Source organism: Nostoc sp. FACHB-892, from assembly GCF_014698795.1.
In the GTDB taxonomy this organism is placed as follows: Bacteria; Cyanobacteriota; Cyanobacteriia; order Cyanobacteriales; family Nostocaceae; genus Nostoc.
The window spans coordinates 23,918-38,194 of record NZ_JACJTR010000038.1 but is presented as its reverse complement, the minus strand read 5'-3'; the positions used below and the strand labels follow the sequence as shown (position 1 = coordinate 38,194).

Below are 14,277 nucleotides of genomic sequence, written 5' to 3'. Positions count from 1 at the left end.
ATTATATAGTGATAATATCATTATATACTGATAAAAACTGGAGAAGTAGAAGACGATCGCCGCCGACCAAAGCATTGCGATCGCCTGCTCAATCCGTTAACGACAAAGTGAGCTAATTATAATGCTGACATATTTTTGGAAAAACCTTCCAAATTAGATGCTGGGTTCACTTTGGTTAAGCTGCACCACCTCAACTTTTAGGCATCTATCATAGTGAGCAAGAAATATGCTGACACTAGACAGAGAACAAACAACAGCACTCGATTACAGTGTTGTCAACACCAGCATTCAGGAAACCTTCACCGCCATCGATAGGTTCGAGTGGCAAGCAATAGATGAACTACGTCTAATGCGAGACAACCACTACTACAAAGATGCTGGATATCTCAGCTTTGAGGACTATTGTGAAAAAGAGCTAATCAAACATGGCGGATATCGGCGTGTCAGGGATTTGCTGTCTGCGAAGAAAGTAGTTGATACTCTGCCAGAGGAACTGAGGATAAAAATCACTAAGCCTTCTCAAACTCGCTCCCTGCTCCGGTTGGTCGAAACTCCTGACAAGTTAGAACAAGCTGTTGCGATCGCAGCCAAAGAAAAACCCTTCCCCACTGCCGCCGACTTCGCCAAAGCAGTGCAGCAGGTTGCACCAATGGTTAAACGCGCCACAAAAAGCGAAAACCCCAAAACGCAATTGTGTAATTCTGTGACTGTTTCTTCGCTTTCACATCCTCGTTATAGAGATTCGGGAGTGATTGAGGCAGACGCACCCAATAACTATCAGCAGATTGTTACCTTCAGCGATGGTGAGAGGTTGTTGATCAATAATGCTGATTTGACTGGTTTAAATGACGCAATTGTGTCCGAATCGAATGAGCGGACTTACCCAAAAGAGTATACCGAAGCGATCACTGCTATTGAAGAACGTCATAAACAGGAGTTAGAGCGACTTTCCCAGGAATTGAGAATTGGTTTGCAAACAGAGGCCGCAGCCAGAGCCGAAGCCCAGGTACAAGAACAAATCCAATCTCTGGAACAACTGTTTAAACAACAGAAAGAAGAAAATATCCAGTTGCAACAACGGTTAGATGAGATGGAGGGATTGAGAAAGCTGGAGACTGAGAATCAGCAGCTTAGGCAGCGTATTCAGGATTTGGAAAATTCTAAAGAGCCTCGGACTGGACAAGATTGGAGAAATACTTACATTAAACAAGGGGCTAAAGCTTTAAACAAGAAAGTCCAGCAAGCATTGGAGAAAACCATTGACCTGCGATCGCTAGCCCAGGAACCGCCAAAAGAAAATGCTCAGGAATGTTTGCGGCTCATGGGCATGGCGTTGAAGAATCTTGCCAGTGCGATGAACAATACCCAAGCGTTGGAAGCTGCGGCAATCATTCTGGGAAGTGAGCCGACACAATCCGCGATCGCATATCGAGCCGAGCAATTGGAAATGTTGCCCCAAGCAGTTAGCGATATTAGGTCAGTGCTAGCTAAACCTGGGTGTACGTGGCAGGACTATTGGGCGGTGGCGCAAGAGTATGAGGTGATTAAACAGGACTATTGGGCGGAATTGACCACCCAAGAGACAAAATTAATTACGGCACTCGAGAACGCATCTTCTCAACCAGACACCATTAACGTTGGTTCTATCGTTTCCCACGCCGACCCATACCGCACTTTGTATGTTGAAAGGGGCGAAGTCGTAGAGGATTTAGGCGAGGAAGTGGTAGTTGCTTGGGATCACTGGCGAAACCAGTCCAAGAAAACTGATAGGTATTTCCGAGACGAGTTGCGATTCTGGCAAGGCTAACTGATCTGTTGCCCATACCAGTAATTCTTTAGACAACCAAATAGGAAATAGCAAGCCCCGCAATCACAGAGGGGGAAATTTCTGTGCGTCAATATAAACAGGAGATTATAGAATGACTGCAACTATTACTCGTCCCAAGCTCAAAAAGGCTGCTGTTAGAAAACCACAGTCACCGTATAAAAGGCTTCATGTGATTATTCCCATAGAAGATATGCTCTGGGCATCGCAACAAAAACCCTCCGTTAATCAGCTATGGCAAGAGTGCTGGACGGCTGACCCTTATGGTTCCCGATGGATGCCGCTAACAAGTGCTTTGGGGTACAGTACTTTTATCTCTGCAAAGAAAATTCTCTCTGACAGTGGGCTATTCATTTTCAAGCCCGACAAGTCGATTCAAGACGGCCGAGAAACGGCTAGCTGGATGGTGAAGAATTTGCATGGCAGTCGGATGAAGGAGTTCTGGGAGAAAGCCAATTCTCTTAATCAGCAACCAAATTCTCTAAAACAAGAACCAAATTCTGAAAAACGAGAATCAAATGCTGGGGATTCAGAGAAAGATGCTGGCTCTGAAGAAATGGGTGCTTTAAATCAAGCATCTATCTCAGGTGAAAGTCATTCAGAGCAAGGCTTTCAGAAACCCTCACGAACTGCTCAAGAACATCTCACAAACTCTTCAAAAGAGATTGTGAGATGTATCTCTGACACGCTAAATGAGATTTTGCAAGTTGAGGAGACGGCTTACGCTCCCTTGAGGGGCGCGTCGCCTCAAACTGTTCAAGGCGTGTCAGAGAAGGAGGAAGACTCGCCTATGGCGAATGATTGTACATCGCTGGCGCTTGTGGATGCTGCACCGAGTCAATCTACTTTGTTGTTGGGTAAACACCAGGATTGTGGTAATGAGCCGACAATCTCTCATGAAGGCACTTGTTCCGCCGCGCCCGTAGCTCAAAATGAAAAATCTTCAACTTCAGCGATCGCAGATCAGAAAATAGAACCGAGTCGCCCCTCTGCTGAGTTGATGACTGAAAACTCGGTTTCGGGTGTAGTAGTCAAAGCAGTTCATGAGGGTGAAGGTTCCGCCGCACCTGCCCCCAGTGCTGAAAAATGGTCGCATGAGGCGATTGTAGCGAGGTCAAATATGCGACCGGAGCGTATGCAGAAACTCAAAGTTGCGGCGAATTCAGGGCAGAATCCGGGGTTTGACTTTTTGCTCTCGTGCTGGAATGATGACCCTGCTTTGCAGATTGTGATTAAAAAGGTGCTGGCGAAATATCCGCAGTGGGGAATTGCGATTGTTGATGGGGAGTTGATTAGGGCGAGTATCGTGAGCGGTAGTTTGAGAGCTTTATAAAGTAAAGTTTTGTAAATTATTCAAGTTCTTGCGAAAAACCGGAGTTTTTAGGTGAAAACTTAGTGGGCTGATTATTGGCTATTTAGTAGCTAGTAACTTGATTTATGCTTAACTAAAGTTGGCTACTGCTATTGGTGGAGGCTTGCGATGTCAGGTTTGGGTTTTGCTTGTTGGGGTGCTTTAGCGGCTATCACTTTCGGTGTAAGCTTTTGTACCGTTGATTATGCGAACGCTCAAATAACTCCAGATGGTACTTTACCAAATAACTCTAGCGTCACAAGAGAGGGTGACACCTTTAACATTACTGGAGGAACTCAAGCTGGCGGTAATTTATTTCACAGTTTTGGTGAGTTTTCTGTGAATACTGGTGGCACTGCTTCTTTTAATAATGCTCTAGATATTCAAAATATTATTAGTCGAGTAACAGGTGGCTCAGTTTCTAATATTGATGGGATAATTCGCACGTTGGGTACGGCTAACCTATTTCTAATTAATCCCAATGGAATTGTATTTGGTGAAAATGCCAGCTTAAATGTTGGTGGTTCGTTTGTGGCGAGTACAGCGAATGCACTGCAATTTGGAAATCGAGGATTTTTTAGCGCTACTGATAAAAATATCCCCTCGCCCTTGTTGACTATTGATCCTTCAGCATTGCTGTTTAATCAGATTAATCAAAACGCAGCGATTCAAAATAACTCAGTTGCACCAGCAGGAACAGATTTAGCAGGTTTAAACGCATTAGGTTTACGAGTAGGAGATGGTAAAAGTTTGCTGCTAGTGGGCGGTAATGTCAACATGGATAGTGGACAGTTAAATGCTTATGGTGGAAGAGTTGAGTTAGGAGGACTAGCAGCACCTGGAAATGTCAATCTTCTTTTTAATGAAGATAATCTCAGCTTGAGATTTCCTGAGAATGTGACTCGTGCTTCGGTATCCCTTACCAATCAAGCGGGTGTGCATGTAAAAGCTGCTGGTGGCGGTAATATTGCTATTAATGCCCGAAATGTAGAGATATTAGGCGGCAGTAGCCTTGATGCTGGTATCGCTGAAAGTTTGGGGGCACCTGAGACTGTTGCGGGGAATGTGACAGTGAGCGCAACAAATGCTGTGTCCCTTGCTAATGCTAACATCTTTAGCACGGTGGAAGATGGAGGTGTCGGTAAAGGTGGCAATATCGACATCAGTGCTGCAACACTATCAACTGATGGCGCTATACTTTCTAGCTCAACTTATGGACAGGGGAATGCGGGGAATATAACAGTGGGTGCAACAAATGCTGTGTCCCTTGCAGGTAATACTTACATTCTCAACACGGTGGGAGATGGAGGTGTCGGTAAAGGTGGCAATATCGACATCAGTGCTGCAACACTATCAACTGATGGCGCTATACTTTCTAGCTCAACTTATGGACAGGGGAATGCGGGGAATATAACAGTAGGTGCAACAAATGCTGTGTCCCTTGCAGGTTTTGTTTCTATCCTCAGCACGGTGGGAGATGGAGGTGTGGGGAATGCGGGGAATATAACAGTGGGTGCAACAAATGCTGTGTCCCTTGCAGGTAATACTTACATTGGAAGCAGAGTGGAAGATAGAGGTGTCGGTAACGGTGGCAATATCAACATCAATGCTGCAACACTATCAACTGATGGCGCTATACTTTCTAGCTCAACTTATGGACAGGGGAATGCGGGGAATATAACAGTGGGTGCAACAAATGCTGTGTCCCTTGCAGATAATACTTACATTGAAAGCACGGTGGGAGATGGAGGTGTGGGGAATGCGGGGAATATAACAGTAGGTGCAACAAATGCTGTGTCCCTTGCAGGTAATACTTACATTGAAAGCAGAGTGGGAGATGGAGGTGTCGGTAAGGGTGGCAATATCAACATCAATGCTGCAACACTATCAACTGATGGCGCTGTACTTTTAGCCTCAACTTATGGACAGGGGAATGCGGGGAACATAACAGTGGGTGCAACAAATGCTGTGTCCCTTGCAGGTAATACTTACATTGGAAGCAGAGTGGAAACCGGAAGTGTCGGTAACGGTGGCAATATCGACATCAATGCTGCAACCCTCTCACTCACTGATGGCGCTAGACTTTCTAGCTCAACTTTTGGACAGGGGAATGCGGGGAATATAACAGTGGGTGCAACAAATGCTGTTTCCCTCGCTAATGCTGACATCTTTAGCACGGTGTCAGCCGGAGGTGTCGGCAAGGGTGGCAATATCAACATCAATGCTGCAACTTTGTCACTCACTGATGGTGCTCAACTGCAAACTGGTGCTCGTGATGCATCTGCCACCCAACCAGCAGGAATAGGGAATGCAGGCAATGTCAATGTTTTGATAACAGGTAATGTTGATATTGCTGGACGGAAAAATGGTAGTTTCAGTGGGATTTTTAGCAGTATGGACACAGGAACAGTTGGCAATGGGGGTAGCATTACCATCAATTCTGGTTCATTCTCATTACGAGATGGCGCTGCACTTTCTGCCTCAATTTATGGACAAGGGAATGCAGGCAATGTCAATGTTTTAGTAACAGGTGCTGTTAATATTGCTGGACAGAAAAATGGTAATCAAAGTGGGATTTTAAGCGTTGTGGGCACAGGAGCAGTTGGCAATGGGGGTAATATTACCATTAATTCTGGTTCATTTTCATTACGAGATGACGCTGGACTTTCTGCCTCAATTTTTGGACAGGGAAATGCGGGGAACGTGACAGTGGGTGCAAGAAATGCCGTTTTCATTGCAAATAATGCAGGCATCTTCAGTACAGTGGAAAAGGGAGGTGTCGGGAAGGGTGGCAATATCGATATCAACTCACCTAAAATTACCTTAGACAACCAAGGTCTAATCAACGCCGAAACTGCATCCGGTAACGGTGGTAATATCAACATCAACAGCGATTTACTCTTACTCCGTCACAACAGTCAAATTACTACGGAAGCAGGTACAGAAGAATTAGGTAGCGATTTATTACTCCGTCGCAACAGTCAAATTATTACGGGAGCAGGTACAGAAGAATTAGGTAGCGATTTATTACTCCATCGCAACAGTCAATTCACCATTAACGCAGGTACAAAAAAATTAGATGGCGATGGCGGTAACATCAATATCAACTCAAAATTTATCGTTGCAGTTCCCAACGAAAACAGCGATATCAGGGCCAATGCTTTTACAGGTGCGGGTGGGAGAGTAAATATCAAAGCGAACGGCATTTATGGTATTGAGTTTCGTAAAAGTCCAACTCTCTTGAGTGATATTACTGCTAGTTCAGAATTTGGTACACAAGGGACTGTAGAACTCAACACACCTGGTATCGACCCAAACAGTGGCTTAGTTGCGCTACCCACGGTAGCCGTAGACACTCAAATAGCGCAGGGCTGTTTCAGTCCAGGTTATGCTCAAAACAGCTTTATCATTACTGGACGCGGTGGCTTACCCCCTAATCCCAGAGAAGCTTTTAGTAGCAATATAGTTCGACCAGAGTGGGCAACTCTGGGTCCAAGCAATGATATTAACTCTCAGCAAACTATTAAAGAAAAGCCCCCTATCCCCACATCACCAGCACCGATTGTTGAGGCTACTGGATGGGGAACTAATACTAAAGGTGAGATAGTACTTACAGCCAACGCATCTACTGGCGCTCCCCACAAAAACTGGCAGCAGTCACCAGTTACTTGTAGTTCTGCAAAATCTGCTGACAATTAATTTGGGAAATAAATATGTTGTCAAGTAGATTTTGGCGAAGAGTCCAGCGCAGAGTTAAACAGTTGCAGACAAGAGTGCAACGCAATGTAATGACATGGGGAATCATACTCTACGTATGCAGAAACTCACGCGTTGCAGCAAATTCGGGGCAGAATCCGAGGTTCAACTTTTTACACGAGTACCAGGATGATGATCCAGTAGTTGTGATAGCCATTAAAAAATTGTTAGTAAAGTTTCCGCAAACTTATACTCAAGATTTCGGCTTCCAAGCTAAATTTTTTTCTATAGGAAAGTGCAATGTCTTTTAGAACTGCGCGTTTGGACTGGTTACAAGGTTTAGAAATTGCCATTGTCAGTGCGCTCACTTTATATGCAAATATCTCAGTTGCCCAAATCACCCCAGATAGGACTCTGCCGAATAATTCTAATGTCAAATTAGAGGGCAATACTAATATTATTAAGGGCGGAACTGCAAGAGGGGGTAATCTATTCCACAGCTTTGAGCAGTTCTCTGTTCCCAACGGAAGTACTGCTTTCTTCAATAATTCACTAGATATTCAAAACATCCTGACACGAGTAACAGGTAAGTCAATTTCTAATATTGATGGCTTAATTCGTGCTAACGGTAAAGCAAACTTATTCCTACTTAATCCCAATGGCATCATTTTCGGACAAAATGCCCGATTAGATATTGGTGGCTCATTCTCTGCAACTACAGCAAGCAGTTTCAAGTTTACTAATGGCAGTACCTTCAGTGCTACTGATCCCCAAGCACCGCCGTTACTGACGGTAAATATTACACCAGGGTTGCAATATGGAGCAAGTCAGTCAGGGGCAACTATTACCAACACCGGAAATTTAGCACCCCAGCAAGACCTAACATTAGTAGCTGACAAACTTGATTTGCAGGGACAGCTAAAAGCAGGTAGAGATTTAACACTGCAAGCTACTGATACAGTGCGAGTGCGAGACAGTGTGACAACTCCGTTTTTAACTCAAGCAGGCGGTAATCTCACAATTGAGGGAAATCAAGGAATTGACATTTTAGCCCTCAATCATCCAACGCGGACATCGTTTGCCAGCGGGGGTGACTTTAGCTTAATAAGTGATGGAATTATCTCTGGCGATGCTCGCTTTGCCAGTGGTGGGAATTTTTCGCTCAGAAGTGTATCGGAGGAACTGGCAAACTTCGTAAGCCTCTATGGCCCAATAATTAGCAGTAATGGTCATGTGGATGTTGCAGCTAACTATACAGGGGCATCGCTGTTAATTGAAAGCAAAGAAAATATACGGCTTCAGGGTGATATAAATATTACTAGACCGGACACTAGCATTTTACCTGCTGGACAAGATATTGTAACTTTAAGCAAGAGGACAGCGTTAATTATGCGTTCTGGGCAGAATACTCTAGCTTATGAGGCTATCAATTATGGTAGAGTACCTGCGTTTAGTAGTGGAACTGTACCAGAGGGAATCACGATAGGTGGAAATTTGACCTTACAGCCATTTAATGGTGCTGGGGGAATAGTTGACTTGTCGGCGGCATTGGGAAATGTGAGTACTCAGAGCATTAGTACTAATGGAGGTACCATTACTATTAACAGTGCTGGAGCGATTAAAACCAATGGACAAGACTTGATTACAATTAATGGCGCGAACAATGGGGGTGACATTAACTTAAAAGCCACCAACGGCAATATTACTACTGGCAATTTATTTTCTTACTCCTACAGCTTTGAAGGTGCTGCTAGCAGCATTACCAGTACTGGTTTGTCCTCTTACTTGGAATCTAGCAGTAGTGGAAATGGAGGTGTGATTAGCCTTGAAGCTGCTAACGGCATTACTACTGGCGATTTGTTATCTTACTCATACTCTCCTGAGAGTGCGGGCAGCGGGGGAGCGATTAGCCTCAAAGCTGCGAATGGCAGTATTATCACTAGCAATTTATTTTCTAACTCTTACAGTGATTTTGGCAGTACGGCAAATGGAGGCAACATCAGCCTTGAAACTGCTAATGGCAGCATTACCAGTACTGGTTTATACTCTTATTCTTACTCGAAATCTGGCAGTAGTAGAAATGGGGGTGTGATTAGCCTTGAAGCTGCTAACGGCATTACCACTGGGAATTTAGAATCTTCCTCAGACTCTCGTTTTGGCAGTGCGGGCAATGGGGGTCTAATTAATTTAGAAGCCAACAACGGCAACATTACTACTGCTAATTTACAATCTTACTCATACTCTCCTGAGAGTGCAGGGAACGGGGGAACGATTAGTCTTGAAGCCACGAATAACAGTATTATCACTAGCAATTTATTTTCTTACTCGTTCTCTGAAAAAGGTAACGCTAGAAATGGAGGTGAAATTAAGCTTGAAGCAGCTAAAAGCATTAATATAACTGGCGATTTGCGCTCTTACTCACGTGCTGAAGAAGGTACAGCTAGCAACGGAGGTGCGATTAGCCTTAGTGCTACAAACGATATTAATACTACTGGCGAGTTGTCATCTAAATCAACATCCCAAGTTGGTATACAGGGAAATGGAGGAGGTATAAACTTGATCTCCTTTAACGGCGGTATTTCTGTAGGTATTTTCAATGGCGTTACTTTCAAAGGCGGTTTGAACTCTTCCTCCTTGTCTATTTTTGGTACAGCAGGAAATGGGGGCAGGATTAATATCGAAGCCGCCAAAAACATTAATATTACGGAAGAGTTGGACTCCAGTTCAAAGTCTACTTTTGACGTTGCAAGAAATGGTGGCGCAATAAACATGATTTCCTCCAATGGCAACATTATCATCGGAGGTCTTATTAATAATATTAGCCTAAATAATGACATTGGGGTAGGTGGTTTTGACTCTGGCTCACAATCTGGTAATCAAGCAGGTGATAGTGGTATGGTTCATTTTGAGGCGAAAAACGGCAGCATTTCCATTTTCGGTCCTTCTGGTTCTTCCTCGGAATCTTATAGTGGCATAGCAGGAAATGGAGGCGCGATTAATCTTGAGGCAGGTGATAATATAATCATTAAAGGTAATTTGGATACTTTCTCCCAATCTGAATATGGCACATTAGGAAATGGCGGTGCAATTACCATCAGTTCTTTCAATGGCGGCATTACTACAGGCAATTTGAACTCTTTCTCCTATTCTAATTCTGGTAATGCAGAAAAAGGAGGTGGAATTAGGTTGCAAGCCAATGACATTATTGATACGGGTTCAATTTATTCAATAGGGACGCTGGGTTCAGGAAATATTACAATTATCAGTAATGCGCCTTTTACCTTTGGCCTTGATAAAATATATGACGAGCCTAAAGCAATTTCTACCAACACTTTTGGCTCTGGTAGGGGGGGAGATATTCAAATTACTGCTCCTTCGATTTCACTTACTGATGGCGCTCAAATATCTGCTTCAACTTTTAGTAGTGGAACAGGAGGAAATATTAATCTTAATGCCACTAACTTTGTGGAAGTAACTGGAACAACAAGCAACGGAGTAGGGTCATTATATAACACCCCTAGATTAAGTGGAATACCTCCAGGTGATACTCCTGTAGGTTATATTCCCACTAGTACAAATTCAACTGATATCGCTGGCACACTATATCCTAGTGGCTTGTTTACTCAGGCAACCGTCGGCTCTACAGGTAACGCTGGCAACTTAAATATTGAAACCGGGCGAATAAGCATTAAAGATGGAGGAGCGATCGCTACCACAACATTCGGGCAAGGTAGCAATGCAGGCAATATCTCTATCAAGGCAGATTCTATTCTAGTTGACAATGGCTCAATATTAAGTGGGGTAGCACAAGGAGCGAGGGGTGAAAGTGGCAAAATTAACCTGCAAACTCGGTCTCTTGATGTCACAAAAGGGGGAATCGTACAAACTCAGACATTAGGACTGGGAAAAGCTGGAGAGATTATCGTTAATGCAACAGAGCAAGTTAATATCTCTGGCGCTGGTAGCGCTTTACGCTCAAGTAGTGGTGGCGAAAATAGTTTATTAGGTAATCCAGACTCTGCTGAAATTGCTTTAGGTGGCAATATCAACCTTACAACCACTAGTCTAAGCGTAGTCGATAGTGCTGTTTTGGATGCTACAACTGAAACTAATTCTAAAGGTGGCAATATTACAATCGATACAAATGTTTTTCAAATAATAAAAGGTGGCAAATTACTTACTTCCAGCTCTGGTGGAGGTAACGCAGGTGACATTGCAGTAAATGTCAAAGAAATACAACTCGGTGCTAATAGCGGACTATTTGCTCAAACTCTGAGTTCAGCAAACGCTGGAAGTCTGAGTATTCAACCCCTCAATAATGGGCAGGATTTGCTGCTTAATTTACAAGATGGAGCGCAGATATCAGTAGCCACTTTAGGTAGTGGTCAAGGAGGAAATCTTACAGTTCTTGCACCTGAGTCTATCAATATTAGTGGTAGTGGCACTTTGACAGCCACATCTGAAGGTGATGCTAGTGGGCGAGCGGGAAATGTGCTTCTTAGTACTGAAAAACTAACTATCGCTAATGGAATGCGCGTTTCAGCTACTACTAATTCTACTAACCCCGTAGCTAGTGGTGGCAATCTGACTGTGCAAACCTCGCAATTGAACCTAATAGACGGCAGCAGTTTAGAAGCTGGGACGACAGGAACTGCACCAGGCGGAAACTTAATAATTCAACCCAATGGCAATGGGCAAAACTTAGCTGTAAATTTTACTGGAGGAGCAACGGTATCGGCTGCTAGCTCTGGTAGTGGTAAAGGAGGAATCTTAAGTATCAATGCTCCTGAATCTATTAATCTCACTGGTAACGGCTCAGTGATTTCGGCTGAGACGACAGGACAAGGAGCAGGCGGTGATTTGACAGTGACAACAGGAAAATTGACAGTTCAGGATGGAGCGAAAATAACTGTCAGTAGTATAGGCTCAGGTTTTGCAGGTGACTTAAAAGTTAACGCTAACTCGGTATATCTCAACAACGCGGCCAAAATCACTGCTGACACAACAGGAGGTGGCGGAAATATTTTCGTGCGATCGCCCTTACTGTTACTAGGCAATCAAAGTTCTATCACTACCAATGCCCGAGGTTCTGGTATTCCTGGCGGCAACATTAATATTGACACAGATTTCCTGATTGCGTTTAAAAATAGCGACATCAGCGCCAACTCGACAAACTTCCGTGGCGGAAACGTGCGAATTAATGCCCAAGGTATCTTTGGTACACAGTTCCGAGATGTGCCATCTGATAGCACAAGTGACATTACTGCTACTGGAGCAAGCCCTGAGTTCAGTGGTTCTGTAGAACTCAACACACCTGGTATCGACCCCAACAGTGGCTTAGTTGAGCTACCCACAGTAGCTGTAGACACTCAGATAGCGCAGGGCTGTTACAGTCCAGGTTATGCTCAAAACAGCTTTATCATTACTGGACGTGGTGGTTTACCTCCTAATCCCAGAGAAGCTTTTAGTAGCAATATAGTTCGACCAGAGTGGGCAACTCTGGACCCAAGCAGTGATATTAACTCTCAGCAAACTATTAAAGAAAAGCCCCCTATCCCCACACCACCAGCACCGATTGTTGAGGCTACTGGGTGGGGAACTAATACTAAAGGTGAGATAGTACTTACAGCCAACGCATCTACTGGCACTCTCCATAAAAACTGGCAGCAGTCACCAGTTACTTGTAGTTCTGCAAAATCTGCTGACAATTAATTTGGGAAATAAATATGTTGTCAAGTAGATTTTGGCGAAGTTTCCGCAGTGGGGAATTGCTTGTGTTGAGGGGGTTTTGATTGATTAGAACGAGTAGAGAGAGTTGGTTAATTGGCAGAGAAAGTAATCATAGTGGTTTGAAATTTGCGTCTGTAAAGTTTTGTAAAAGTTTTGAGTTTTTACGAAAAATTTGGGTTTTGGGCTGATGTCATCGTAGAAACCTCGTTTAACAACTTGCTGATTATGGTACTCATTAACGGTAGTGATTTCAATGACAACAATACCATCAACGGTACCCCATCTATCTTTCGTCCTGCCCTAAATGGGACTGATGACAGTGATACCCTTAATGGGGGTGCTGGTAGCGATATCCTGAACGGCAATAGGGGTATCGATATCCTTGATGGGGGTGCTGGTAGCGATATTCTCAATGGTGGTTCTGGCAGGGATACTCTGATTGGGGGTGTTGGTAACGGCGATGATACCTTCGTTTTCAGTGAGGGTGACGACAGAATTGATGGCGGAGACGGTTTTGATACCGTAATCTATAGAGGCACACCTCGGGGGATTATCTTGTCAGGTCTTGGAACCGTTAGAAAACCTGCGGGATTGGGGCTAGACACGCTCTTGAGGGTAGAAAACATTGTTGCTAATGGGGGTGTTGCCAACAACACCATAGATGCATCCCAATCTGTGGATGGGGCATCTCTCACTGTTAACTTAGAAACCCGAAGTTTGGTTGTCAATAACGTTCCTGCTTTGGGAACATTGCCATTTACAGTAGTCAACTTTGATGATGTCATCGGCACAAATGCAGATGACAGTATTGTTGGCGACAACCAAAATAACCAATTATCGGGTGGAAATGGCAACGATACGATTAAAGGTGGTAGCGGGACTGATCGCCTTACTGGAGGAGCAGGTAACGATATTTTCGATTTTGACTTACTTCTTGAGAGTCAACCTGGTGCATCATCAAGCGATGTTATCACTGACTTTGTTGGAAACAATGCCTCGCTAGGTGACCAAATCGATTTATCTACTATTGATGCCAACCCCTCTTTAGAAGGAAACCAAGCCTTCACTTTCATTGATACTGCCGCATTCTCCGCAGTTGGTCAAGTTAGGTATGTAGCAGGTACTCTTGCAGCTAATACCGATTTCGATTTTGGCGCTGACTTTGAGATTCAGCTTACCGGAGCGCCAACACTGTTTGTGGCAGCAGGAAATCCCACAAGCGACGTTATTCTTTAATTAATCGTAATTAAATAGGGAGGGGAAAGGTAAGTTGAGCTTGCCTCTCCCTTTTATAATTGCTCGACCACACCGCCCAAGCATGAGAAAATGTCGAATCAAAATAGCGTTTGGAAGTAGCGATCGCAATATGATCTGATCAGCAGTAATCAGCTAATGCAGATATTTAACTAAATAAAATTTTACACGGCGGCAACGCCTGATCTATTGGTTCACTCACTTGCTCAGGCATTACTAGGGGAGGGATGGCTTGAGAACTTTATAAAGTAAAGTTTTGTAAATTTTTTAAGCTTTTGCGAAAAACCGGAGTTTTCAGGTGAAAGATTAGTAGCCTAGTTACTCACTATTTACCAGCTAGTAACTTGATTTATGCTTAACTAGGCTTTGGTGCTGCTATTAGTGGGGGGGGTGCAATGTCAGGTTTGGGTTTCTACTCATT

The 14,277-nt window shown here is 43.9% G+C and carries 5 protein-coding genes; all 5 read left to right on the top strand.

The features are described 5' to 3' along the window. Positions 1–226 precede the first annotated feature (226 nt). The 5 genes from H6G96_RS31140 (at position 227) to H6G96_RS31120 (ending at position 13,838) form a co-directional block, all read left to right on the top strand. Entirely contained in the window at positions 227–1,807 is a 1,581-nt protein-coding gene (locus H6G96_RS31140) for a hypothetical protein (protein WP_190916824.1), read from the top strand. Positions 1,808–1,919: 112 nt separating this feature from the next. After that, positions 1,920–3,158, top strand: coding sequence for a hypothetical protein (locus H6G96_RS31135; RefSeq protein WP_190916822.1), 1,239 nt, complete (start codon positions 1,920–1,922; stop codon positions 3,156–3,158). Positions 3,159–3,305: 147 nt separating this feature from the next. After that, a complete protein-coding gene (locus H6G96_RS31130) occupies positions 3,306–6,875 on the top strand; it encodes a filamentous hemagglutinin N-terminal domain-containing protein (RefSeq protein ID WP_190916820.1) in 3,570 nt (1,189 codons plus the stop codon). Between the two features lie 297 nt (positions 6,876–7,172). Beyond that, positions 7,173–12,584, top strand: coding sequence for a filamentous hemagglutinin N-terminal domain-containing protein (locus H6G96_RS31125; RefSeq protein WP_190916818.1), 5,412 nt, complete (start codon positions 7,173–7,175; stop codon positions 12,582–12,584). A 171-nt stretch (positions 12,585–12,755) separates the two neighbouring features. Further along, on the top strand, positions 12,756–13,838 hold the full coding sequence (locus H6G96_RS31120; protein ID WP_190916816.1) for a hypothetical protein: 1,083 nt from the start codon (positions 12,756–12,758) through the stop codon (positions 13,836–13,838). Positions 13,839–14,277: the final 439 nt, after the last annotated feature.

Excerpts from the sequence above, each read along its gene's own strand:
- H6G96_RS31140 (WP_190916824.1), top strand. The coding sequence starts at position 227 with ATGCTGACACTAGACAGAGAACAAACAACAGCACTCGATTACAGTGTT.
- H6G96_RS31135 (WP_190916822.1), top strand. The coding sequence starts at position 1,920 with ATGACTGCAACTATTACTCGTCCCAAGCTCAAAAAGGCTGCTGTTAGA.
- H6G96_RS31130 (WP_190916820.1), top strand. The coding sequence starts at position 3,306 with ATGTCAGGTTTGGGTTTTGCTTGTTGGGGTGCTTTAGCGGCTATCACT.
- H6G96_RS31125 (WP_190916818.1), top strand. The coding sequence starts at position 7,173 with ATGTCTTTTAGAACTGCGCGTTTGGACTGGTTACAAGGTTTAGAAATT.